The organism is Jatrophihabitans sp. GAS493, assembly GCF_900230215.1.
Taxonomy (GTDB): Bacteria; Actinomycetota; Actinomycetes; order Mycobacteriales; family Jatrophihabitantaceae; genus MT45.
In genome coordinates this window covers 4307045-4331020 of record NZ_LT907982.1, presented here as the reverse complement: position 1 = coordinate 4331020, position 23976 = coordinate 4307045, and the positions used below count along the sequence as shown (strand labels likewise).

The 23976-nt window shown below is 68.2% G+C and carries 23 protein-coding genes; 14 read left to right on the top strand and 9 right to left on the bottom strand.

What is annotated here, in order from left to right:
• Positions 1 to 93 precede the first annotated feature (93 nt).
• From CPH63_RS19900 to CPH63_RS19885, 4 genes are all read left to right on the top strand, one after another.
• Positions 94 to 1968, top strand: coding sequence for a potassium transporter Kup (locus CPH63_RS19900; protein WP_096305305.1), 1875 nt, complete (start codon positions 94 to 96; stop codon positions 1966 to 1968).
• A gap of 144 nt (positions 1969 to 2112) precedes the next feature.
• Positions 2113 to 2838 (top strand): aspartate/glutamate racemase family protein, encoded by a 726-nt coding sequence (locus CPH63_RS19895; protein WP_206745595.1) that lies wholly within the window; start codon positions 2113 to 2115, stop codon positions 2836 to 2838.
• On the top strand, positions 2835 to 4370 hold the full coding sequence (locus CPH63_RS19890; protein ID WP_096304496.1) for an amidohydrolase family protein: 1536 nt from the start codon (positions 2835 to 2837) through the stop codon (positions 4368 to 4370). The genes CPH63_RS19895 and CPH63_RS19890 overlap by 4 nt, the downstream gene beginning before the upstream one ends.
• Positions 4370 to 5281 carry a polysaccharide deacetylase family protein gene (locus CPH63_RS19885; RefSeq protein ID WP_157749674.1) on the top strand — a complete coding sequence of 304 codons (912 nt, stop codon included), beginning with the start codon at positions 4370 to 4372 and terminating at the stop codon, positions 5279 to 5281. The genes CPH63_RS19890 and CPH63_RS19885 overlap by 1 nt, the downstream gene beginning before the upstream one ends.
• On the opposite strand, the gene CPH63_RS19880 is transcribed toward CPH63_RS19885, so the two are convergent.
• On the bottom strand, positions 5242 to 5937 hold the full coding sequence (locus CPH63_RS19880; RefSeq protein WP_096304495.1) for a GntR family transcriptional regulator: 696 nt from the start codon (positions 5935 to 5937) through the stop codon (positions 5242 to 5244). The genes CPH63_RS19885 and CPH63_RS19880 overlap by 40 nt on opposite strands.
• A 154-nt stretch (positions 5938 to 6091) precedes the next feature.
• Here CPH63_RS19880 and CPH63_RS19875 point away from each other — a divergent pair, with 154 nt between their 5' ends.
• From CPH63_RS19875 to CPH63_RS19855, 5 genes are all read left to right on the top strand, one after another.
• Complete coding sequence (locus CPH63_RS19875; RefSeq protein ID WP_096304494.1) at positions 6092 to 6931, top strand: hypothetical protein; 840 nt, start codon at positions 6092 to 6094, stop codon at positions 6929 to 6931.
• Positions 6918 to 7448, top strand: coding sequence for an RDD family protein (locus tag CPH63_RS19870; RefSeq protein WP_157749673.1), 531 nt, complete (start codon positions 6918 to 6920; stop codon positions 7446 to 7448). The genes CPH63_RS19875 and CPH63_RS19870 overlap by 14 nt, the downstream gene beginning before the upstream one ends.
• 164 nt (positions 7449 to 7612) lie before the next feature.
• Positions 7613 to 8839, top strand: coding sequence for an NAD(P)/FAD-dependent oxidoreductase (locus tag CPH63_RS19865; RefSeq protein WP_096304492.1), 1227 nt, complete (start codon positions 7613 to 7615; stop codon positions 8837 to 8839).
• Positions 8840 to 9033: 194 nt separating this feature from the next.
• Positions 9034 to 12117: a hypothetical protein gene (locus CPH63_RS19860; protein WP_096304491.1), complete on the top strand. Its 3084-nt coding sequence runs from the start codon at positions 9034 to 9036 to the stop codon at positions 12115 to 12117.
• 72 nt (positions 12118 to 12189) lie between these two features.
• Positions 12190 to 12924: a M50 family metallopeptidase gene (locus CPH63_RS19855; protein ID WP_371363582.1), complete on the top strand. Its 735-nt coding sequence runs from the start codon at positions 12190 to 12192 to the stop codon at positions 12922 to 12924.
• Here CPH63_RS19855 and CPH63_RS19850 read toward each other — a convergent pair.
• Together CPH63_RS19850 and CPH63_RS19845 are read right to left on the bottom strand one after the other, a co-directional pair.
• Positions 12913 to 15252: a hypothetical protein gene (locus CPH63_RS19850; RefSeq protein WP_096304490.1), complete on the bottom strand. Its 2340-nt coding sequence runs from the start codon at positions 15250 to 15252 to the stop codon at positions 12913 to 12915. The two genes, CPH63_RS19855 and CPH63_RS19850, sit on opposite strands and share 12 nt — an antisense overlap.
• 35 nt (positions 15253 to 15287) lie before the next feature.
• Positions 15288 to 16025, bottom strand: a complete 738-nt coding sequence (locus CPH63_RS19845) for a sortase domain-bontaining protein (protein ID WP_096304489.1) — start codon at positions 16023 to 16025, stop codon at positions 15288 to 15290.
• 65 nt (positions 16026 to 16090) lie between these two features.
• Here CPH63_RS19845 and CPH63_RS19840 point away from each other — a divergent pair, with 65 nt between their 5' ends.
• Complete coding sequence (locus tag CPH63_RS19840; RefSeq protein ID WP_096304488.1) at positions 16091 to 16471, top strand: GntR family transcriptional regulator; 381 nt, start codon at positions 16091 to 16093, stop codon at positions 16469 to 16471.
• A 49-nt stretch (positions 16472 to 16520) separates the two neighbouring features.
• On the opposite strand, the gene CPH63_RS19835 is transcribed toward CPH63_RS19840, so the two are convergent.
• Together CPH63_RS19835 and CPH63_RS19830 are read right to left on the bottom strand one after the other, a co-directional pair.
• The gene (locus tag CPH63_RS19835) at positions 16521 to 17078 is read right to left on the bottom strand and encodes a DinB family protein (RefSeq protein WP_206745593.1); all 558 of its coding nucleotides are present in this window, start codon (positions 17076 to 17078) and stop codon (positions 16521 to 16523) included.
• Between the two features lie 7 nt (positions 17079 to 17085).
• Positions 17086 to 17922: an HAD hydrolase family protein gene (locus tag CPH63_RS19830; RefSeq protein ID WP_157749672.1), complete on the bottom strand. Its 837-nt coding sequence runs from the start codon at positions 17920 to 17922 to the stop codon at positions 17086 to 17088.
• 87 nt (positions 17923 to 18009) lie between these two features.
• Here CPH63_RS19830 and CPH63_RS19825 point away from each other — a divergent pair, with 87 nt between their 5' ends.
• Positions 18010 to 18669, top strand: a complete 660-nt coding sequence (locus tag CPH63_RS19825; RefSeq protein WP_157749671.1) for a maleylpyruvate isomerase N-terminal domain-containing protein — start codon at positions 18010 to 18012, stop codon at positions 18667 to 18669.
• A gap of 5 nt (positions 18670 to 18674) precedes the next feature.
• Here CPH63_RS19825 and CPH63_RS19820 read toward each other — a convergent pair whose 3' ends face one another.
• From CPH63_RS19820 to soxR, 3 genes are read right to left on the bottom strand one after another with little or no spacing between them, the layout of a single operon-like run.
• Positions 18675 to 19451 (bottom strand): VOC family protein, encoded by a 777-nt coding sequence (locus CPH63_RS19820; RefSeq protein ID WP_096304485.1) that lies wholly within the window; start codon positions 19449 to 19451, stop codon positions 18675 to 18677.
• 2 nt (positions 19452 to 19453) lie between these two features.
• Positions 19454 to 19852, bottom strand: a complete 399-nt coding sequence (locus tag CPH63_RS19815; protein WP_096304484.1) for a pyridoxamine 5'-phosphate oxidase family protein — start codon at positions 19850 to 19852, stop codon at positions 19454 to 19456.
• Positions 19852 to 20331 (bottom strand): redox-sensitive transcriptional activator SoxR, encoded by a 480-nt coding sequence (gene soxR, locus CPH63_RS19810; RefSeq protein WP_096304483.1) that lies wholly within the window; start codon positions 20329 to 20331, stop codon positions 19852 to 19854. The genes CPH63_RS19815 and soxR overlap by 1 nt, the downstream gene beginning before the upstream one ends.
• Positions 20332 to 20381: 50 nt before the next feature.
• On the opposite strand from soxR, the gene CPH63_RS19805 reads away from it, so the two are divergent.
• From CPH63_RS19805 to CPH63_RS19795, 3 genes are all read left to right on the top strand, one after another.
• Positions 20382 to 21137, top strand: a complete 756-nt coding sequence (locus CPH63_RS19805; RefSeq protein WP_096304482.1) for an SDR family NAD(P)-dependent oxidoreductase — start codon at positions 20382 to 20384, stop codon at positions 21135 to 21137.
• 18 nt (positions 21138 to 21155) lie between these two features.
• The gene (locus tag CPH63_RS19800) at positions 21156 to 22238 is read left to right on the top strand and encodes an S-adenosylmethionine:tRNA ribosyltransferase-isomerase (RefSeq protein ID WP_096304481.1); all 1083 of its coding nucleotides are present in this window, start codon (positions 21156 to 21158) and stop codon (positions 22236 to 22238) included.
• A 237-nt stretch (positions 22239 to 22475) separates the two neighbouring features.
• Entirely contained in the window at positions 22476 to 23453 is a 978-nt protein-coding gene (locus CPH63_RS19795; RefSeq protein ID WP_096304480.1) for a DMT family transporter, read from the top strand.
• Between the two features lie 49 nt (positions 23454 to 23502).
• On the opposite strand, the gene CPH63_RS19790 is transcribed toward CPH63_RS19795, so the two are convergent.
• A complete protein-coding gene (locus tag CPH63_RS19790; RefSeq protein WP_096304479.1) occupies positions 23503 to 23934 on the bottom strand; it encodes a VOC family protein in 432 nt (143 codons plus the stop codon).
• Positions 23935 to 23976: the final 42 nt, after the last annotated feature.

Below are 23976 nucleotides of genomic sequence, written 5' to 3'. Positions count from 1 at the left end.
GTCTTTGGTTCGGAGACCGCGCCACCGGCCGGGGAGACAGTGACCAAGGCCTCGTCCGAAGTCGCCCTGCACCCGTCCCGGCGGCGCTCCAAGATGCAGGCCGGGATCACCCTGGCCGCCCTCGGCGTCGTCTTCGGCGACATCGGCACCAGCCCGCTCTACGGCCTGCAGACCGTCTTCTCGATCGACAACCACGCCGTCCGGCCGACCCCGGATGACGTCTTCGGCGTCATCTCGATGGTCTTCTGGTCAGTGACCCTGATCGTGTCGATCAAGTACGTCATGATCGTGATGCGCGCCGACAACGACGGCGAGGGCGGGGTGATGGCGCTGGCCGCACTGGCCCGCCGCGCCTTCGGTATCGATTCGAAGCGCACGGTGAAGGTGCTGCTGCTGGCGGTGATCGGGGCCAGTCTCTTCTACGGGGACTCGGTGATCACGCCGGCCATCTCGGTGCTCTCCGCGGTCGAGGGTGTCACCGTCGTTCAACCGAGCCTCCACGACTGGGTGCTGCCGATCGCGATCACCATCCTGACGGTCCTCTTCGCCGTACAGCGCTTCGGCACCCACAAGGTCGGCGCCCTCTTCGGGCCGGTCATGCTGGTCTGGTTCACCTGTCTGGCCCTCTCCGGTCTGCGCGGGGTGGCGCATGAGCCGAGCGTCATCCGCGGTATCTCGCCGACCTACGCCTTCGCCTTCATAACCAGCCACCCCAAGACCACTTTCATCGCCATGGGGGCGATCGTCCTGTGCATCACCGGGGCCGAGGCCCTCTACGCCGACATGGGGCACTTCGGACGGCCGCCGATCCGCCGGGCCTGGTTCTTCATCGTCTTCCCCGCGCTTACCCTGCAGTATCTCGGGCAGGGGGGTCTGATCCTGCACGATCCGTCGGCGGTCTCCAACCCGTTCTTCCTGCTGCTGCCGGGGTGGGCCCGGCTGCCGATGGTGATCCTCGCGACGGGGGCCACCGTGATCGCCTCTCAGGCCGTCATCTCCGGCGCCTTCTCGGTGTCGCGGCAGGCCAGCCAACTCGGGCTGCTGCCGCCGTTGACGGTGCGTCAGACCTCCGACGCCTCGGCCGGCCAGGTGTACCTGCCGGTGGTCAACGCCGTGCTTTTCGTGGGTGTTCTGGTATTGATGCTGCTCTTCCGCAGCTCGGCTCGGTTGGCCACCGCCTACGGGGTGTCGGTCACCGGGGCGCTACTCATCGACACCGTGTTACTGCTCTACGTCGCCCGCGGACGCTGGCACTGGGCCACCTGGAAGCTGGTGCTGATGGCGGTGGTCTTCGGCGGCACCGAGTTCACCTTCTTCGCGGCCAACCTGACCAAGATCGGCCACGGCGGTTGGCTGCCGCTACTGATCGCCGCGCTGGTCTTCACCGTCATGACGACGTGGCGACGGGGACGCGACATCGTCACCGACAACCGGATCTCCTCGGAGGGTCCGCTGCTGTCCTTCATCGATGAGATGAAGGAGCAGAAGGTGCTGCGGATCCCCGGGACGGCGGTCTTCCCGCATCCGTCGAAGGAGACCACACCGCTGGCCCTGCGGGCGAACGTCACCCACAACGGGGTGCTGCACAAGACCGTCATCATCTTCTCGGCCGAGCCACGGAACGTGCCGCATATCGATCCCACCGATCAGGTGACGATCGATCATCTGGGGTCACCGACCGATGGAATCGTCCACGTGACGATGCGCTACGGCTTCTTCGACGAGCCGAACATCCCCGAGGTGCTGGGCCGCTACGGCACGCCCGGCGACCCGGAGTTCGAGTTGGACCCTGAGCGCACGTCGTACTTCGTCTCGCGGGCCAGCCTCAGCGTCACCCGCGCGCCGGGCATGATGCGATGGCGCAAGAAGCTGTTCATCACGCTGGCCCGAAACGCGGCGAACCCGGTCGGCTTCTTCGATCTGCCGGAGGACCAGACCGTCATCATGGGATCGCAGGTCGAGGTCTAGCCGCGCTGCTCCTGTCGGCGCCCCGCGAACTGACACACGCCGGAAACACGAAACGGTATACCGTTTGCCCCCAGCGTCTCGCCGCCGGTCGAGCCTGTCGGCTTAGCTTCCCCGCTTAGCCTGCCCGTCGTTCGAGGAGCCTGCGTGAGTCGTCGGATCATGGTCGTGAACCCGAACACGACGCGGGCCATGACCGACGCGGTGGTGGCCGCCGCCGCATCCGTCGCCGCCCCCGGCACCGAACTGCTGGGCGCGACGCCGACCAAAGGAGTCAGCTCGGTCGAGAGCCACGTCGACGAGGTATGGGGTGCCGTCGGAGTGCTGGAGGAGATTCGCCGCGGCGAGGAACTGGGCGTGGACGGCTACGTCGTCGCCTGCTTCGGTGACACCGGCGTTCCGGCGGCCCGCGAAGTAGCCACCGGCCCGGTCGTCGGCATGACGGAGGCGGCCCTGATGACGGCCGCGCTGCTGGCCCACCGGTTCAGCATCGTGACCATGCCGCGCCGCACGATGGAGCAGTCCGATCGGGTGCTCCGAACGCTCGGATTGGATCATCGCTGCAGCGTGCGGGCCGTCGAGGTTGCCGTCGCCGAGGTGGAGGAGGGGTCCACGGAGTTTCTCGAGCTCTTCGCCGACGAGGCGCGGGCCGCGATCGCCGACGACGACGCCGAGGCCATCGTGCTCGGCTGCTCCGGACTCACCGACCTGGTAGCCCCTTTGCGGCATCGCTTGGGAGTGCCGGTGATCGACGGCGTGCTGGCCGCGGTAACGATGGTGGAGGGGTTGCTCGCCCAGGGACTCACGACATCACGGGCGAATACTTTCGCCCGCCCGTCGCGGCTGGAGCCGAAACTGGAGCCGAAACTATGACGGGCGTGACCGGTGGCTCGTCGAGCATCCTGTTCCGCGACGTGCTCGTCTACGACGCCTCGGTGGCCGGGAGCATCACCGCGGCGACGGACGTGCTGGTCGACGACGAGCGCGTCGCGGCCATCGGTGCTGAGGCCCGGCGGTGGATCAGCGAATCCACTCGGATCATCGAAGGTCACGGCCATCACCTGCTGATACCCGGGCTCATCAACGCGCATTTCCACTCGCCGGCCAACCACCTGAAGGGCTCCTTCGACAGCCTGCCGTTGGAGCTGTTCATGCTCATGGAGTCGCCAGCCGGAGCAGAGTTCCGGGCTACGCCGCGCGAGGCGTATCTACGCACGATGCTGGCGATTCTGCAGATGCTGCGCACCGGCACCACCGCGGTGCAGGACGATGCCTTCCTGATGCCGTACCCAGAGCCAGAGATCATCGACGCGGTGATGCAGGCCTATGCCGACGCCGGAATCCGGGCCAGCGTCGCGCTCGACCAGCCGGAGCTACCCGAAGCGGAGAAGCTGCCGGTGATGTCCGGCGACCGGGAGTTCCAGCGCGCTCTCACCGCGCCCGCGCCGATGAACAGCCGGGAGTTGCTGAAGATGTATGACCATCTGATCAGCAACTGGCACGGCGCGGAGTCCGGACGGTTGACCGCGGCCGTCTCGGTCTCGGCGCCGCAGCGCGTCTCGGTCGGATACTTCGAAGCCATTGACGACCTCAGCCGCCGGCACAATCTGCCGTTGTTCGCGCACATGCTGGAGACCAAGCTGCAGCGGACGCTGGCCCGCGAACTGCCACGGATGGGCGGGCATTCCCTGGTCCGGTACACCGCCGACCACGGCCTGCTCAGTAACCGGATGAACGTCATCCACGCCGTCTGGGTGGATGACGCCGATCTTGACCTGATCGCCGCCGCCGGGGCCACCGTCGCGCACAATCCGATCAGCAACCTGCGCCTGGGCAGCGGGGTGATGCCCTTTCGCCGGGTCGCCGAGCGGGGTATCCCGATCTGCCTCGGCGTGGACGAGGCGATCTGCGACGACTCGGTGAACATGTGGCCGGTGCTGAAGATGGCCGGGCTGATCCACAACATCAGCGGCCTGGAGAGTGACCAGTGGCCAACCGCCGGAGAGGTGTTGAACTGCCTCTTCGACGGGGGAGCCCGGGCGCTGCTGCAGTCCCATCAACTGGGGGCCATCCACCCCGGCTATCTGGCCGATCTGGCGTTGCTCGATCTGCATACCCTGCCCTTTACCCCGCTCAACGACATCGAGAAGCAGCTCGTCTACTGCCACTCCGGCGAGTCGGTGGTGCTGACCATGGTGGCCGGCCGGATCGTCTTCGAGGAGGGGCAGATCGTCACCGTGGATGAGCCGGCGTTGCTGGATGAGGCCCGGGCGCTCTTCGCCAAGACCCGGCGTGCCCGAGCCGGGGCCTACCAGGACGTGCAGCGAGTGCTGCCGAACTACCAGGCGATGGTCAATCGGGCCCGTACCACCGACGTCGGGATGAACCGCTGGGTGACCGGCTGATGAGCGATCGACCGGCGAGCAGCGCCGCGGCGGCTGGGTATCGCAGTCCGTACGGCTACTCACCGATCATCGAGCGACCGGCCGGACACTGGCCCGGCGGAAAGAAGCTCGCGGTCTACGTCGCGCTCGGCGTGGAGTCCTACCGTTTCGGCGACGGGCTAACCGAGAACCTGCTGCCGAGCTCCGGGGAGCCCGACGTGATGAACACGTCGTGGCGCGACTACGGCAATCGGGTCGGCGCGTTCCGGCTGCTCGATCGCCTGGCCGAACTCGGCATCCCCTCGACGATGCTGCTCAACACCGATGTGTACGACGAGGCGGCTGCGGTGACGGCGGCCGCGCGGCGGCACGGCAGCGAGGTCGTCGGGCATGGGCTCTCCAACTCCGACTCGCTGGCCGACTTCGCGCCGAATGAGGAACTCGCCTACCTTCGGGCGGTCGCGTCTCGGATCGCGGCGGAGGAGGGCGTGCCCCCGCTCGGCTGGTCGAGTCCGTGGTTGACCCATACTCCGAACACCCTTGATTCATTGGTCGCAGCCGGCTACGAGTACGTGCTCGACCTGCGGATGGATGATCAGCCGGTGTGGCTGTCTACCGGTTCGCGCCCGCTACTGACGATTCCGTACGCGCTGGAGCTCAACGACAGCTCGACGATCATCGGACGGGGTGCCTCGGCCGGCGAGTTCGCCGAGATGATCGTCGACGAGTTCGATGAGTTGCTGCTGGCGGCCCAGGAGCAGCCGCTGGTGATGAGCATCGTTGTGCACTCGTTCATCTCCGGTGCGCCGTTTCGGCTGCGGAGGCTGACCCGGGCGCTGCAGCATCTGACTGCGCACAGCGCCGAGGTCTGGTTCACCCAGCCGCGGCATATCTATTCGGCGTTCCGGCAGCTCTCCCCGCCGCCGAGCTGATCGAGGAAGCCGAGCGACTCGTCGCGGTCGCGCTCGATGTGCGCATAGGCGACCGCCTCGGCAACCCGCTGGTTCCCCGACGCGATCGACCGGTAGATCTCCAGGTGCCCGTCGTAGGCGTCGAACGGGTCAAGCTCGGTGGTGAGGAAGAAGAGCCACATCATCCGGCCGGAGACCGAGCGCATCAGCGAGCGCATCAACGCGTTCTCGGTCATGTCCACGATCGTCTCGTGGAACCGGGTGCTCTCCTGCGCGATGCGATATGCGTCGTGGCTGGCCATGACGCCGCGGCCGCGGTCGAGTACCGCCTTCAGTTGGCCGGCGCTGGCGCCGTTGGACACCTGCCGGGCCGCATACCCGGCTGCGCCCACCTCCAGGCAGAGCCGCAGGTCGAAGAGGTCGTTGGCCGCCTTCACGCTCCAGGTACTGACGACGGCACCCCGGCGGGGGACTGTGCGGACGAAGCCATCCACCTCCAACTGCGGGATGGCCTCGCGTAGCGGCACCCGGGAGACGTCGAGTTCTTCGGCCAGACGCTGCTCGGCGAGCCGGGCACCCTGCGGATACCGGCCGGTGATGATCCCCTCGCGCAGGATCGAATAGATCTGGCGGGAGAGCGATTCCGGCCGCTCCGAGCTGTCGAGCGCGTCGGACAAGGCAGGCCACCGGCCTCTCTTCTGCTGGTTCTGTAGTCCCTCGACATCCTAAAGGCCGGCGTCCGGCGAACCAGCGGCCGACGGCGAGTCCCGCTTGCGCTGACCATGCTCTATGGATGAGGCTTGCGACCGTGTCGACGACTAGCGTGGCGACGTGACGGCAGACGCCTACAGAGCGGCCGGTGACGACGACGGGTCGCCGACTGGGTCGGTTGTCGTGCGCCGAAACCGTCGCGAGGTGCAGGTGCCGGCGGTGGTCGACATCGGTATCGACGTCGCCGCCGGGGTGACCCGAACGGCGCTGGCCGTCACCCGCACCGGACTGCGGGTGACCCGCCCGCTGGTGGGAGTGCTGCTGAGGCCGCCGCTGATCGCACCGCGGTACTGGCCGCAGACCCGGCTGGCGGCGATGGCCGAGCGAGGTCGTGAGATCCGTACCGCCCGTGAGCGGCAGAGCGAGGAACTGCTCAACGAGATCGTTCCGGTTGTGGTGAACATGGTGCTGGATCGCCTGGATCTGACGCAGCTCGTTCTCGACCGGGTACAGATCGAGCGAATCGTCGACAACGTGGATCTGGATGCGATCGTCGCCACCGTCGACCTCGATGCAATCGTCGACCGGGTGCCGATCGACCGGGTAATTGACCGGGTGGATATCGATGAGATCGTCGCGTCGGTGGACATCGCACCGGTGATCGCCCGGGTCGACATAGATGGCATCGCCGCCAAGATCGACCTCGACGCGATCATCGGCCGCGTCGACATCCTCGGTATCGCCCAGGACGTCATCGACGGGGTCGACCTCCCCGAGATCATCCGTGACTCGACCGGAGCCGTTGCCTCCGAGACGGTGGTGGGCGTGCGGATGCGCGGCATCGAGGCCGATGAGCGAGTGAACCGGATCGTCGATCGGCTGATGCTGCGTCGCAATGGGCGCAACTCGGCCGCCCCGAAATCCCAGAAGCAGGCGGAGGAGCGAAATGCCACCGACTGACCACCCCTCGACCGTCCCGCTGCCCGCCCGCCCCTATCAGGGTCATCGGGCCGGCATCGTCACGCGCACACTCTGCGCGTCGGTGGACCTGCTGGTGGTGGTCATCATCGTGGCCGGGATCTACGGGGGCATCGCCGGCATCTCCTTCGTGCTCGACCCGCGCAGCTTCCAATGGCCCGATCACATCGGGTTGAGCATGGTTGCCATCGGCTACGTGGTTTCGGTCATCTATCTCACGCTGGCCTGGGGGACCACCGGACGCAGCTATGGGGCGTCGCTGCTCGGGCTGCGCGTGGTGAATTTTCAGGGCGAGTTGATGCGGTTCCCGATCGCTGCGCTGCGAGCCGTGTTCTGCGTGTCGTTCCCCATCGGACTCTTCTGGGCCGCCGTGAGCCGCTCCAACCGCTCGGTGCAGGACGTGGTGCTGCGGACGTCGGCGATCTATGACTGGCGGCAGAAGCCGCAGCGGGCCATCCTGCCCGAGGTGTCGCCGGAGACGGCCGCGCCCTCCGCCTGAGCCTTCCGCCTGAGCTGGGCCTCTCCGGCCGCCGGCTGCTTGCGCTCCCAGGCCCCGACACGGCAGGGTGAGGAGCGGTGCCTGCGAGCTGCCACCGCGAGCTGCCACCGCGCACAAATGAGCGCTGCCGTTCAAGAAGCGCTGCCGTTCAGAAGGGGACACTGATGCCCAGCAACGAGACTTTCGTGATCGTCGGAGCAAGTCTGGCCGGCGCCAAGGCGGCCGAGGCGCTGCGCGAGCAGGGCTTCGACGGCCGGGTGATCCTGCTCGGGGACGAGGTTCACCGTCCGTACGAGCGTCCGCCGCTCTCCAAGGGATACCTGACCGGAAAGGCCGAACGGGACTCCGTCTTCGTGCACCCGGCCAACTGGTACAGCGAGCAGAACGTCGAGCTACAGGTGGCCACCACGGTTACCGGCATCGACCGGTCGCGGCATCAGATCGTGCTGGCCGACGACGAGTCGATCCGCTATGACCGGCTGCTCCTGACCACCGGTGCCCGTCCCCGACCGCTGTCGCTCCCCGGCAGCGACGCCGCCGGGGTCCACTATCTGCGCACCCTGGACGACTCCGAATCGCTGGGGCGGGTTCTCGCCACGGCGAAGCGGTTGGTGGTGATCGGCGCCGGTTGGATCGGGCTCGAGGCGGCCGCCGCCGCACGTGCGGCCGGCGTCGAGGTGTCGGTTGTCGAGTCGGCCGAACTGCCGCTGCTGCGGGTTCTCGGCCCACAGGTCGCCAGCGTCTTCGCCGATCTGCACCGAGCTCACGGGGTGGACCTGCGGCTGGGGGTCCAACTGCAGGAGATCACCACCGCTGACGGACGGGCGACCGGGGTGAGGCTGGGCGATGGGAGCCTGATCAGCGCCGACGCGGTGCTGATCGGCGTCGGCGTCGTGCCGAACGTCAGCCTGGCCGAACAGGCCGGCCTGGAGGTCGACAACGGGGTACTCGTCGATGACGCGCTGCGCAGCAGCGACCCGGACATCTTCGCGGCGGGAGACGTCGCCAACGCTTTTCACCCCTTGTTGCAAAGGCGAATCCGGGTCGAGCACTGGGCGAACGCGCTGAAGCAGCCCAAGGTCGCTGCCGCCGCGATGCGCGGTGAGGCAGCCAGCTATCGCGATCTCCCGTATTTCTATACGGATCAGTACGACCTCGGGATGGAGTACGTCGGCTACGTCGAACCCGGCAAGTACGACGAGGTGATCTTCCGGGGTGACGCCGCGGCCAGGGAGTTCGTCGCATTCTGGCTGCTGGATGGTCGCGTGCTGGCCGGCATGAACGTGAACGTCTGGGACGTCGTCGAACCGATCAAGGCGATCATCAGCGCCGGCGAACGGCAGGAACCCCAACGTTTGGCGGACGTGTCGATCCCGCTGGATTCGCTCTGACTCGCACTGCGCCCGGTTAGTACCGCTTGTATTTAGCGGAAATTCGAGTACCGCTAACTTTCGCGCCGGACCTGCCGTCGCGCAAGGAGAATTCTTCTCAGTTCAGCCTGCGAGTACCGGGAAACGCTGTTAGGTTGCTGTTAGCTACACGGCTGTCGAAGGATCGACGGCTTGCTTTCAGACATGGAGTCGCGATGAATCCCCCCGCCATCGGCCGCGTCGCTGTACCAGACACCGCTGCCGCTCCGCGCAACCGCCGACGTATCGCAATACTCGGCGTTGTCTCCCTAGTTGCCGGCCTGATCTCGGTCAGCCTGCAGAGCTCGGTCGCCCAAGCGGCCACGGTGAGCCCCCCGACGACCGACGTCGTCGCCAACTGCCCCGCCCCGGCGCCTGGGCAGGCGACCTGCCTCAGCGTCCGGCGCACGGATGTGCAGCAGACTGCGGCACTTGCCGCCGCCGCCCCCGGTCAGGTCGTCCCGATGAGCTCGCCCTCCGGCTTCGGTCCGGCCAGCCTCGTCGCGGCCTACGGATTGGACGCCTCACGGGGTAGCGGTCAGACCGTCGCCATCGTCGACGCCTACAACAACCCGAACGCAGAGTCCGACCTGGCCGTCTACCGCGCGCAGTACGGCCTGCCCGCCTGCACCACGGCCAACGGCTGCTTCCGAAAGGTCAACCAGAACGGCGCCGCGTCCCCCCTTCCGGCCACCAACAGCGGCTGGGCCGGCGAGATCGCCCTCGACGTCGACATGGTCTCGGCCATCTGCCCGCAGTGCAACATCCTGCTTCTGGAGGCCAACAGCTCCTACCTCTCCGACCTAGGTACGGCCGTGAACACCGCGGTCTCCCTCGGCGCCAAGTTCGTCTCCAATAGTTACGGCGGCGGCGACACCAGCGGATATGACTCCTACTACAACCACCCGGGCGTGGCCATCACGGCCAGCACCGGTGACAACGGCTATGGCGTCAGCTACCCGGCCAGCTCCCCGTACGTCACCGCCGTCGGCGGCACCTCGCTGAGCATCGCCTCGACGCCCCGTGGCTTCACCGAGACGGCCTGGGCCGGCGCCGGCAGTGGCTGCTCGACGGTGGCCAACCAGCCCACCTTCCAGATCGGCGTCGCCACCGGATGCGCCAAGCGCGCCGTGGCCGACGTCTCCGCGGTGGCCAACCCGAACACCGGTGTCGCCGTCTACAACGGTGGCTGGGGTGTCTACGGCGGCACCAGCGCCTCCTCGCCGATCATCGCCTCGGTCTACGCGCTGGCCGGCACGCCGGGCGCCAGCGACTACCCGAACACCTACCCCTACCTGCACACCGGTGACCTGAACGACGTCACCTCCGGCACCAACGGAACCTGCACCGTGCACCAGCTCTGCAGCTCCGTCACCGGCTGGGATGGCCCGACCGGTCTCGGTACCCCGAACACGGCCAACTCCTTCAGCGCCAGCGGGGTCGTCGGCCCGATCACCAAGCTCGGTGCGTCGGTGTCGGTGAGCAACCCGCTCACCCCGGGTCTCGGCACCACGGTGACGATGACTCCATCGCTGCCGGCCGGTGACGCGGTGGCGACGATCGCCTGGAAGTCGGCCCGCGCCGACTGCACCTTCGCTTCAGCGACCTCGGCCCAGACGACCCTCACCTGCAATGCGGCGCTGGCGACGACCAGCAGCATCACCGTGACCGTCACCGACACCGCCGGCGCCACGAAGGTCGTCACCTCGGCGATCACCTTCAGCATCCCGACCGTGAAGCGCGCTCTCTCAGTCGCCTTCAGTGTCGCGTCGCAGTCCGGCAGCAGCGCGAGCGTCTGCACGGGCGCGGGTGCGGTCATGCGGGCCGTCGTCACCGACACCGCCACCGGTGCCCCGGTCAAGGGCGTCACCGTCACCTTCACCAAGAAGAACGGGACGGCCGCGCTGGCGACGGCCGGGTCGGCTCTGACCAACGCCGACGGTGTGGCCGCCGGTTCCATCGTCGCCACCACCGCGATGACGCTCACCGTGTCACTGCGCAGCGTCGCGGTCGGTGCCTTCAGCGCAATGGCCGGTAGCAACATGCTGCTGGTGGCTTCGAAGTGCTCGCCGACGGTTACCGCCTCCGCCGACAAGAGCGCCTCCTACTACGGGGACGCGGTCACCATCACCGGCACGCTGACCCGCCCGGTCGCCTCGCAGAGCATCCCGTTGGCCGGCGCCACGGTGGCGATCACCGAGCCGATCAACGGCAAGGTCACCTCGCTCGGGTCGGCGGTCGTCGCGACCGACGGCTCCTACACCGCCGTCGTGCACCCGACCGTCTCCGGCACGATCACGGTCAGCCTGGCCGGCGGCGCGGCGTGGAACGCAACCAGCGCGGTCGCCACAACGCTGGTCGTCAGCATCCCGACGACCTCGCTCAGCGCGAGTGCCGACCGCACCCAGGTGGGCTACGCCGGGCCGGTGCTCGTCACCGGGACGCTGACCCGTAACGCCGGCGGGGTCGTCACCGGCGCCACCGCCGGGACGATCAGCGTCCGCGAGACGCTGTCGACGGGCGCGGTCATCGCCCTGGCCGCCGCAGCGGTGGCCAAGGACGGCACCTGGAAGGCGACCGCACTTCCGAAGACGGCTGGCACGATCAGCGCTGTGTTCCTGGGCGCGGCCGGCCTTCCGGCGGCCTCCGCCACCGTTGGCGCGATCGACGTCGGCACCTGGAGCACCGCGGTGAGTGTCGCCGCGGCCACCACCCAGGTCGCCGGGCTGCTCAATACGGTCACCGGAACTGCCACCCGCAGCTACGCCGGTAGCACCATCCCGGCTCCCGGCCTGGCGGTGAAGGTCTACCTGCAGACCCCGGCCGGGGCCAGCCTGCTCGTCGGGTCGGTCACCACGAACGCGGCCGGTGCCTACGCGGTGAGGACCTACGCCCAGGAGAACGGCACGCTGGTCGCCAAGGTGGCGGCGGTGACCGGTTACACGGAGGCGATCTCCTCGGCTGTCTCGCTCAGCGTGACGACCAAGGTAGCGGCCACCGTCGCTGCGGTCGCGCTGCACACAGCACCGGCCGTGGTGAAGGTTTCGGTGCTCGCCCCGCGGGCCATCGGCGTCACCGTTCAACGCCTGGTCGGCACCTCGTGGGTGGACCTCGGCTCCGCCACTACGGCGGCCAACGGAACGGTCGCAGTCTCGGTGACCGGTCTGCCGATCGGCCGGCAGACACTGCGGGTCATCTCGGCCGGCGACGCGCGGGCCGACGCCGGAGTGAGCGCGAACTTCGCGGTCACGGTCCGGTAGTAACGAGCAGTACAACCAAGCTGTAGGGCCTCGATCGATTCTCATCGGGGCCCTACAGCTGCGTTTGGCAGAGTGAGCGCGGTGAGCGACGGCGGCAGCATCATCGGTGAGGTCTGGGACCGCGCCACCAGCAGCCAGCCCGCTCCCTCACTAGGGCTGGTCGTCGGCACCGGCATCCTCGCCCTGCTCCTGGTCGCCCTCCCGCTCAGCTGGCGCTACACCCGTCATCTGGTCACCATCGCCCACGAGGCGGCGCACGGCGTCGCCGCGCTGATCAGCGGGCGGAGGCTGGAGGGGATTCGACTGCACTCTGACACCTCCGGCCTCACCCTCTCCCGTGGACGTCGCAGCGGCCCGGGGATGGTCCTCACCGCCTTCGCCGGCTACGTGGGCCCGGCCCTGCTCGGACTGGGCGGCGCCTATCTGCTCTGGTTGGGCCACCCGGTCGGGCTGCTCTGGTTGGCTCTGCTCCTGCTGGCGCTGCTGCTGATTCAGATCCGCAACTGGTTCGGACTCTGGTCGGTGCTCATCAGCAGTGTCGGTGTCTTCGCGGTGTCGTGGTGGGGCAGTGCGGTGGTGCAGTCGAGCTTCGCCTACGCCGGCACCTGGTTCCTGCTGCTGGCCGCGCCCCGGCCGGTACTCGAACTGCAGGCGCTGAGGCGGCGGGGGCAGGCTCGCAGTTCGGACGCCGACATGCTGGCTCGCCTCACCAGGATCCCGGGAATTATCTGGGTGTTGGCGTTCCTGGCCAGTGCCGGGGCGGCGCTGGCGGTGGGCGGTAGTTGGCTGCTGCGCTCAGCCGGTTGAGGTCGCAGCCGTGGACGTCGCTGCTCCCGTCACCGGTGTCGGTGTGACCACCGGCCGATCGGCGGGGACCGGCGTCACTGTCGGCGTCGGGGTGGGTGCGGTGGATGTTGGCGACGGGTTCGGTGACGCGCTGACCGGCGCGATCGGAGCAGTCTCCCGAGGCACGGCTGGAACGGCGGTCACCGCCCCAGGGGCCGCGACGGATACGGGGCGGCACCCCAGGAACGTGTTGGCGCGGGCCGCGCCGATGTTGATGGCGTAGAGGCAGACGCTGTGCGACCCCGGCGCCAGGTTGAGGGTGTCGACGAATCCGTGCGCTCCGGTGATGCCGTAGATGCGGTTGACGTCCGAGCGAGTGACGCTCGTTGCCGGCAGCCACCCGATCCCATGGGAACCGTCGTAGGCCGCGATCTGAACGCTGCTGGCCGGCAGATCGGGGTCGAAGGCCCACCCCGAGATCTGTACCGTGCCGTCTGTGCCGAGAGCGGTCACCGTGTCGAAGGCGCCGACCGGTGCGGCCGCAGGCACGTTTACCGTCGCGCAGCCGATCGCCGGGTTCCCGGTCGCAGCGCCGATGTTGATCGCGTAGACACAGACCCGATGGACGCCGGCCGGAATCGGCACGCTCAGATCGTATCCGTGGGTCCCGGAAGTGGCGTAGACCCGGTTGACGTCCGTCCGCAGGGTCGTCGTCAGGCCATAGGCGGGCGCACCGGCGTTGTCGTCATACGCGGCGACCTGGCTCACCGAGGTCGGAGCATCCGGATCGAGCGCCCACCCGCGCAGCGAGACCAGTCCAGTCCGTCCCAGCACCTGCGCGATGTCCAGCGAGCCGATCGGAACCCTCATGTGAATGGCCACCGGTTGGCAGCCGAGGCCCGGGTTTCCGCTCCCGGCTCCCACGTTGAGGGCGTAGACGCAGACCGAATGAGTGCCATCCGGCAGCGTCACCGTCAGATCAAAGCCGTGGAGTCCGGTGATCGCGTAGTGGGCGTTAACGTCGGGCCGGGGGAAAGTGGTCGGCACCGATAGATCTACGCCCTTGCCGTCAACGTAGACCGCGACTGAGGAGGAGGCGTCACTCGCGTCGGGGTCGTAGGCCCATCCCGCGATGTGGACCTGATTCGTGTTCCCCACCACTTGGACCTGGTCCAGGGATCCGATCGGTGCCGTGCGGACGACAACGGTCCGGCAGTTCAGCATCGAGTTTCCGGTTCCGCTGCTGACATTGATCGCGTAGATGCAGACGCTATGCGTGCCGTTGGGCAGCGCGACGGTCGTCTGGAATCCGTGGGTGCCGGTGATGCCGAAGGCCCTGTTCACATCGGGACGGTTCACGTTGGTGGTCAGCGAGGCGATTCCCTTGCCATCGGAGTAAACATCTACCCGAATCGACGTCGAAGGAGCGTCCGGGTCCTCCGCCCAACCGGCGAGCGACACCTGATCGTGGCTCACCGTCGAGGCATCGAAGCTACCCACCGGGTCATGGCTGAGCGGATTGTCGATAGCCCCATTGGGCATGACCATCTGGGCCATGCGGGTGACCACGGCGGCCTGGGCGGTGTTGAGACCCTGCGCATTCACCGAACCGTTGGCGGCCGCTTCGGAGAGGACGACGACGATGTAGCGGTCGGAGCCGACGAAGCCGGTCGTGTTCACCGTGGTGGTACGGGCCCGGTCGGCCGAGCCGTCGGCCCAGCCCTGCTTGACCGCGTAGCTGCTGGTGGCGGACGGGATCCCGAAGAACTGATGGGTGCCGTCCGCGGCCACCGGTTGCGCGTGCCGCATCGCGTTCAGCAGCCACGGCGCGACTTTCGGGTCAGCCTTGACCGCAGCGTAGAAGAGCACCATGCCGTGAGCGGTGATGTGCGTGTTGCCCCAGGTCCCGGCTCGAGTATTCGGTGAGCCCAGATCGCTGATGCCGTAGTGGCGGGCAATCCATGGCTCCAACCGGGTACCGAGCGCCCTGGGCCAGAGTGCCGTGGCATCGGCGTCATTGGAACGCACGATCATGTCGTAGGCCTGAGCGGCGACGGTGCCCTTCATCTGCCCGCTCAGCAGCAGATAGGTGGCGATGAAGACCTTCATCACCGATGCCGATCCGTAGACTCGCTCAGTGTCGCCGGCGCCCCAGTAGGTGCCGCTAGCCCTGTCATAGACCGCGATCGCGTTGCGCAAGCCGGACGCCGTGCCGTACCGACTGGCCTGCCCCACGGCGAGGTCGACGGTCGATGCCTGAGCCGGCACGGGGGAGTAGCTGAGGGCTACGAGCAGCGCCGCCACAACGGCGAGCAGGGCGGCGTAGCTGGCGCTCAGTCGCTTCTTCAAGCCATCGTCCTCTGGTCAGATCTGTAACGCGTCCGTCAATCGACCTTAGACGAACTCAGATAAGCGTCGACCACGATGTTGTAGTCGGCATCCACCCCGCCGTTTACCGCGCAGGTGATGAGGACGACTCGATTGGGCGTGTTGGCCATCAGCGACTTGACGTTGCCGGCCTGCTCCTTCGACACGGCGAAGGCCCGGGTGACCTGGTAGGTCAGGGTCCCGGTCGTTGTCTTCAGCGTGATTCGGTAACCGTTCATCGACGTCACCGGGTACGTCGGTATTCCGTTCTGCAGGAGGGGTTTCACCGTGGGAACCTGCTTCATAGCCAGCTCCGAGAGCGGGTTGAAGACCAGTGGCGCCTTCGACCACGAGTGCCCGAGGATGTAGCTCGTCCCACCGGAGTTGCTACCGGGAGCCACCCCGAAATCGCTCTTCACCCAGCAGACTGTGTGCCTCTGGTCGCCCGGCGGATCGAGCGGCCGGATGTAGGGCATCTGACACACCTTCGCCTTCACGTCGAAGGCCGGTCCGGCGATCTCGAAGCTGGTCGGCACCGCCGAGGGGACGACATCGTGGGGCGGACGCGGTGTCGGCGTCGGTCTCGGGAGGCCGGCGTGCTGGGCCAGGAGCGCCTTCACGGGTAGCTGCGGCGCCACCGAGGCCGCCGACGGGCGTGAACCGGCCGCCTGGGACGTCGACGAGTGCCGGGCATAGGCCACTCCCGCGACGGCGAGCAGGGCCGTTACGGTGATAGCCAGCAGTGTCTTGCGCATGCCGTCCAGTCGTCGTCGCGCGGGTTCGCGCCCCTCCACCGTAAACCGTGTGATTTGCTCAGACCATGCCGTCGGCCAGCGAACTGCACCTCGAGGTGGATCCTGCCTCGGCAATCCCGCCGTACGAGCAGGTCCGAGCCCAGATAGCCGCCCAGGTGAGCGATGGGCTGCTCCCCGCCGGGTTCCGGCTGCCACCGGTGCGCCAACTCGCCGAAACGCTCGGGCTGGCCGTCAACACGGTGGCGCGGACGTACCGCGAGTTGGAGAGCGCTGGGGTCGTGGAGACCAGGGGGCGCGGCGGCACTGTCGTGACAGCCGGCGGCGACCAGGCCCGGCGCCGGCTGCAGCAGGCGGCCCAGCAATTCGCCCAGTTGGCGCGCGACGTCGGGGTCGGGGCCGATGAGGCGCAGCGGATCGTCGCCGCGGCGGTCGAAGGGCTGCGCTGACTCCTGCTGGGCCACTGGGCCACTCCCATTCACGCCCGGTCAGTCTGGTTCACTCCAAGCCGGTGCGGCCGTCGATGCACTCCCGGAGCAGATCCGCGTGGCCGTTGTGCTGCGCGTACTCCTCGACCATGTGCACATAGACCACCCGCAGCGAATGGAGTTGGCCGCGGTGGGAGAAGGTCGAGTCCAGGTAAGCCGTCGCCGCGGCCCGGTCGGCCAGCGTGAACTCCTCCACCAGCCGCGCGTAGTCCTCCTCGGCCCGAGCGGGGTCCAGCTCGTTGAAGTCGGCGTCGTAGTCGCTGGAGCCGGCGTAGGGGGACTCGACCGCCTCTGCGGCCACGCGCTGCCGAAACCAGATGCGCTCGACCTTGGCCATATGCCGGATCAACCCGAGCAGCGAGAGGTTCGACGGCGGCACCGATCGCATCGCCAGTTGCTCCCCGGTGAGCCCGGCGCAGATGCTCAGCAGCCGGTGTCGCTGCTCGGCCAGAAACCCTTCGAGGATAGGACGTTCCGCGCCGACGAGGGGGGAGTCGATCAGCGGGGGAGGCGTCGGCGCGGTCCAAGTCGAAGGTGCCGAACCTGTCGAATCGGTCGAGTCAGTCACCGTCTCATCATGCCGCGTGCTCGCGCAGCCAGCGGGCGACACCCTCGACGGCATTGCTGCCGATCACCGCGGTGGCGACTCGCCTCGCCTCAGCTACGGCGTTGGCCACCGCGTAAGAGCGATCGGCAGCGCCGAACATGCCTAGATCATTGACGTTGTCGCCGAAGCAGACCACCTCATCGGCCTTCACCTCCGCCGCCACCTGCTGCAGCGCCGCCGCCTTCGTCCCGGCCGCTGAGGTGAGATCGAGGATGAATTGCCCGGGAACGTAGACATCCTCGGAGATGAGCACGTCGCAGTCGGCCAGCTCCTCCACCAGGTCGCTGCGGCACTCTTCGAGGTCGGTGAGTGGTCCGATGAGCGAGATGTAGAAGACCTGCTCAAGGCTCACCTGTGACCAACTGGCCAGCGGCAGCAGGCGCGGATCGTCGGTGCGACGCCGGAGGAAGTCGCCGGTGCCCCAGTTCAGCGGCCCGTCGATCCAGCAGAGCCGATCCCGGCCCGCGTGCTGGACGAAGACGAGCGGCTGCAGACCGCGCCGCGCGGCCGCCGTGATGAGCGTTCGCACAGCGGCGGCCGGGGGCGTCGCCGTTCGCAGCGTCCGACTGGTGACCGGGTCGGTGATCACGGCTCCGCCGTAGGTGATCAGCGGCAGTTGGAGGTTCAACGATTGGGTGAGGAGGGCGGCCCGGTACGGGGAGCGGGCGGTGGCGTAGGTGAAGAGGCCGCCGCCGGCGACCAGTTCATTGACGACCGCGGCGGTGAAGTCACCCAGGGTGCCGTCCGGCCGCAGCAGGGTCCCGTCGAGATCGGAGACGTAGAGCGTCCTGCGATCGGCGGCCATCCCAGGCAGCCTAGCCGTCAGCCCACATGATCTCGCTGCGACCGCGGGTCGGTTTGGCCGCCGGCCACCCTGTGATTGGGTAAGGCTGTGCGACCTGAATTGGCCCCGCTCCGCTTCGCGTACTCCGACCTCGGCGTGGTAGCGCTCTCGCTTAGTGAGCGGGACTCCTGGTGCGGCACGGGCTGCCCCGGCTGGTCGGTCCGCGACCTCTTCGTGCATCTGCTGGGCGACGCGCAGCGGGCGCTGGTCGCGCTGGCCACGCCGGCTGACCGGCCGGCTGATCGAACCGCCAGCAGTTACTGGATCGACTCTCCGGGCCAGGAGGATCCGGAGTCGCGCGGCCTGCGATCAGTCCGCACGATGGCCGCGGCCTGGCGGCTGGAGTACCTGGCCGCCACCTACGCCGAGACGACCAGAGCCGTCCTCACCCTCGCTGAACGCTCGGACTCCGAGAGCGTGGTCGCCACACAGGGGCACGCCCTTCAGGTCGGTGACCTCATCGACACCCTGACCGTTGAGGCCGGACTGCATCACCTGGACCTGCTGACCGAGCTGGATCGTCCGGGGCCGAACGCCCGCGTGCTGGCGACGATCCGGCGCACCCTGGACGGGCTGCTCGGCCACCCGGCGCCATCCACCTGGGATGACCTGACCTGGGCCCGCATCGGGTCGGGACGCAGCGAGCTCTCAGCGGCGGATCGGGCCGCCCTCGGCCCCGACGCCGACCGGTTTCCGCTTATCAAGTAAGGGCATCAGCTCTCCTCGGGGTTGCGGCTGGTGATGCAGTAGAGCAGGCCGACCGGATCTCGCAGCGTCACCCAATATTTGGTGGTGCGGATGGTCGTGGCGCCCAGCCGCTCGTGGCGGCGCCGCTCCTCCTCGAAGTCGTCGCAGGCGAAGTCGACGTGGGCGTGCGGTGGCTCCAGGTCATCGACGCCGTCGTCGTCTTCGACCCCCAGCCGTTGCAGCAGCAGACGCAGCGGGATGTGCGGTGGGCGCTGCAGGTAATCGAACTCGGCGAGCGAGCCGGAATGCTGCTCCCACCCGGTGAGCAGGCTCCAGAAGCGTGTCTCGCTCGCGAACGCGGCGATCGGGATATCCAGGCTGAGCTGGTCAAGGAGACTGCGCTGACCATCAGGCCAGACCCGAGGCTGCGCCCGCAGGTATGGTCCATCGGCGCTGAGGTCCGCGCTGACCAGGCAGAACTGCTGGCCGGCCGGGGAGCTCAGCGTGACCAGATTCGGAACCGACCGGGTTGTCTGCGCCCCGAGGTCGGCGGCGCGGATGGCGGCCTCCTCGAGGTCGTCGACGTAGAGGTCGGGGTGCCAGCTCACGGCGCCGGCTGGACGCTCCACCCGTTGGATCCACAGGTGCGGGGACTCCCCGGTGCCGGCCAGCGGAACGAATTGGCCGTGGCGCCCCTGTGCCGTGCCGGCGCGGGTCCGGGTCACCGCTTCCCAGAAGGCGACCACTTCGGCCAGCTCTGACGCGGGGACGTCGGCGAATGCGGCCAACCAGAGAATCTCCATCGCTAGACGTTGCCCAGCACGCGGGAGACGACGATCTCCAGAACCACTCGGCGCGGGTTCTCCCGGGGCTGCTTGTAGCGCAGGGCGTAGCGCCGGACGGCCTCAGCGACGGTCGCCGGGTCATCACGGAGAAAGGCGCGCCCCTCCAGGGTGGACCAGCGTCGCCCGTCGACCTGGCAGGCGGCGGCGGCCAGGCCATCACCGCCGGCGGCGGCCACCAGCCTGGCCTTCTGCGAGGTGCCCGAGGTGATCACCCACGCGGTGCCGGCGGCCGGGTCCACCGTCACGCCAACCGGAACGACATGGGGAGTGCCGTCCGGGCGAATCGTGGTCAGGCTACTCAGTGCCCGTTCGCTCCAGAACTGGGTGAAGTCGGGGTCCGTCGCGTCCATCAGCCTCATCAGTCGACCCTCTCATCCCGTTGGGCGCGCAGTAGCGGCGGCAGGTACGCCGCCCCCCCGGCCGGGACCGCGGCGGCGATCATGTCGCCGGGGTTGGAGACGGCGCAGCGTTGCATGGACAGGCAACCACAGCCGATGCAGCTCTGTAGCCCGTCCCGGAGTGCCTCCAAGGCGGCGATCTGTTCATCCAGACGTTCACGCCAATCGCGGGAGATGCGCCCCCAGTCGGCCTTGGTCGGGGTCCGGCCTTCGGGGAGGCGGGCCAGTTCGGCCCGTACCTCGTCCAGGCTCAGGCCGACATTGCGCGCCGCCCGGATGAAGGCCAGCCGGCGTAGCACGCTGCGTTCATAGCGGCGCTGACCGCCGCCGGTGCGGGTGGCCGGGATGAGCCCCTCGCGTTCGTAGTAGCGAAGCGCGGAGGCGGCGAAGCCGCTGCGGTGCGACACCTCGGCGACGGTGAGCGAATCAGTCGTCTTCATCTGACCATTCTACTTGACTTAAAGTTCACTTCAAGTTTAACGATGGTGGCATGGCCAATTCAGAAGAGAACCGCGTGGCGCTGATCACCGGCGCCTCGGCCGGACTGGGGCGGGCCCTGGCCGACGCCCTGGCTGCCCGTGGTTGGCGGCTGATCATCGACGCGCGCCACCCCGAACGGCTCGGACGGGTGGCGGCGGCGCTTCAGGCCTATGCTGACCGGCCGCGCCGCACCGTCTGGGCCATCGAGGGGAGCGTCGTCGACCTCGCCCATCGCGATCAGCTCGTCGCCGCGGTCGCCGAAGCGGGGCGTCTCGACCTGCTGGTGAACAACGCGAGCACCCTCGGGCCGACCCCGCTGCCACCGCTGCACGATCTGGATCTGCCGGCCTTCCGGGCGGTGCTGGAGACGAACCTGCTCGCGCCGCTGGCCCTGATTCAGCAGTTGCGCAGCAGCCTTCGGCGCGACGCGGTGATTGTGAACATCTCCTCCGATGCCGCAGTCGAGGCCTACCCCGGCTGGGGAGCCTACGGGGCCGCGAAGGCCGCGCTCGATCACCTGACCCGCACGCTGGCCGCCGAGGACGGCTCCCATTATTGGTACGCCATCGACCCCGGTGACATGCGCACCGAGATGCATCAGGCGGCCTTCCCGGGCGAGGACATCTCCGACCGTCCGCGGCCGGAGTCGGTGGTGCCCCAACTGCTGGGGCTGCTCGATCCGGAATCGGGCGCTGAACTGCCCAGCGGTCGCTACCGGGCGGCTGACCTGGCTCACCCTGCTTCATCCGATAAATTCATCCGCTAATTCAAAGGAAACCGCTCGATGACCGCACTCCTCCCGACGCCCACGACGATCTTCCGCCTCACCGACGACCTGACCGCGGCCGAGCCGCCGGAGCAGCGCGGCCTGTCCCGCGACGGTGTTCGCCTGCTCGTGGCCCAGCACCGGCCCGACCAACTGGAGCACATTTCGCACCACCGCTTCCGGGAGCTACCCGACTTTCTCGGGGCCGGGGACCTGCTGGTGGTGAACAACTCCGAGACGCTGGCCGGTGAGATCGAAGGGAGTTGGCGGCACTCCGAACCGGTCATCGTGCACTTCGCGACCGGCCTGGACGACGGCACCTGGGTGGTGGAGTTACGAAGCGCCCCGGACGGGGCTGCGCCGGTCCTCACCGCTACCGCGGGTGAGGTAGTCCGGCTGCCGCAGCAGCTGACGCTTCGCCTCATCGAGGCCTACGGCGGTATCGCCGCGTCGCCGACGGGGGAGGGGAATCGTCTCTGGCGGGCCGAGGTCGACTCTGCGGTGGCGGTGGCGGTGTATCTCGCCCGCTACGGACGCCCGATCAGCTACGGCTACCTGCGCCGGCACTGGCCACTGCGGGACTATCAGACGGTCTTCTCGCGGGAACCCGGGAGTGCTGAGATGCCGAGCGCCGGCCGTCCGTTCACCACCGAACTGGTCACCGAACTGGTGAGTCGTGGCGTCGGTCTCGCACCGATCACGCTGCATACCGGGGTCTCGTCGCAGGACGCGGGGGAGCCGCCGCAGCCGGAGCGGTTCGAGGTCGGCGCGTCGACGGCACGGTTGGTGAACCAGACCAGACGGGCCGGCGGGCGGGTGGTCGCGGTCGGAACGACGGTGACCCGGGCGCTGGAGTCGGCCGCGGACGACGCCGGCGAAGTGCAGCCCTGCTCGGGCTGGACCGAGCACATCGTCGGCGGCGAGAATCCGGCTCGGGTCGTCACCGGACTGATTACGGGTCTGCACAACCCGGAGGCCTCGCACCTGCTGCTCGTCGAGTCGGTGGCCGGTGCCCGCCTGACCCAGCTCGCCTACGACGCCGCGGTGGCTCACCGCTATCTGTGGCACGAGTTCGGCGACTCCTGCCTGCTGCTGCCGTAGCCGCGCAGTTGCCTGTTAGTCTCGCCGGTATGCATCGGCTCGCGATCATCACCCCACCACCCAGCTCCTGAGCGGAGTGTGGCGCTGACCCGTGCGCGCTTTCGTCGCCTAACGGCTTCTGAAGTTCGGCGTCACGGGTCGGATCAGCGAGCCTCGATTCGGCCGGCCGGCTGGCCTGCTGAGGCGTAACCCTCCGCTCCACGCGACCACCTTCCATCTCGTCGCAGGAGCTATTCAATGCAACCACTGGGCACCACAGAACCACTGGGCACTACAGAAGGACCGAGCACTTCAGAAGCACGTCTGGGCCCATCATCCCGTGTCTCATCGGGTCTTCTCTCACTCGTCATCGCCGGCCTGCTCTGGGGCACCGGCGGCATCACCGGAAGGGCGCTGGCCGACTCCGCGCACCTGTCGCCGATCGCTGTCGCGGCCTACCGCCTCGGAGTGGGGGGTGCGCTGGTCGTTATCTCGCTGCTCGCGACCGGGCAGCGACCACCCCGAGGGGCGGCGGCCTGGCGGAGGATTCTCGCCGTGGCGGTGTTGGCCGCGGTCTTCCAGGCCGCGTACTTCTCGGCGGTGGCGGTCGGCACGGTCAGCGTCGCCACCCTGGTGGCGATCGGATCCTCGCCCGTCTTCGTGCTGCTCTACGAAAGCGTCCGGCACCGGCGACTTCCGCAGCGACGCGCGACTATGGTCGTGGTGCTGGCGCTGATCGGGCTGACGATGCTGGTCGGTGTGCCGGCCGGAGGGCAGAGCATGCCGAAGGAGTTGGCCTGCGCCGGGCTGGCCGCCTTCTCCGGTCTCACCTTCGCCGCCTTCACCCTCCTCGGACGTCGACCCCTGGTCGGTGTCGACGAGCGTGGCGTGACCGGCTACGGGTTCGGCCTCGGTGGTCTGCTGCTGGCGCCGGTCGCTGCCCTCAGCGGAGGTCTCGGCTTCACGGTTTCACCCGAGAATCTCGGACTACTGACGCTACTGGCCATCGCGCCGACCGCGCTGGCGTACACCCTGTTCTTCCGCGGGCTGCGAACGGTCGCGGCCTCCACCGCCACGGTGGTGGCGCTGTTGGAGCCGCTGACCGGCACGCTGCTGTCCATCGCGCTTCTCGGCGAACGACTCTCGCCGGCCGGTTACGCCGGCGCGCTGCTGCTTGGCGGGGCCATCGTGATCTCAGCTCGGACGCAGACCGCCCCGACGAGCGGCGGCGTCTGAGAGCGTCGCCTTGTTGGGAAAATTGACGGCATCCAAGCCCGGCGGCCGGTTAGTCCGACGCCAGGAAGATGCAGAAGGGGTGACCGGAGAGATCGGCGTAGATCCGGATCGGTTCCTGCGGATCGTCGGCCAGGTCGCGAAGTAGCCGAGCGCCGAGCGAGGTCGCTCGTCGGTGGGCGGCATCGAGCGCCTCCCGGCTGCTGACCTGCAGATCCAGATGCCCCATCTGTGGGATGGGTCCCTCCGGCCAGGTCGGCTCCGGCAACTGCTCGACCTGCTGGAAGGCAAGTCGCGCACCGCCGGCCGGATTCATCAGAACGATGAAGTCCTCGCCGTTCTCGCTGGACTCGGCGCCGTCGGGTCGCTCATCCCCCTCGCGGTAGGGAATGCCCAGTAGAAGGCGGTAGAACTCGGCCAGTCCGCGGGCGTCGGTGCTGTCCAGGACGAATTGCCGGAGGGTTAGTCCATCGGTTGGCGGCATACCTCGATCGTGCCCGACGGTCGTGTCCCTGTCACAGGATTT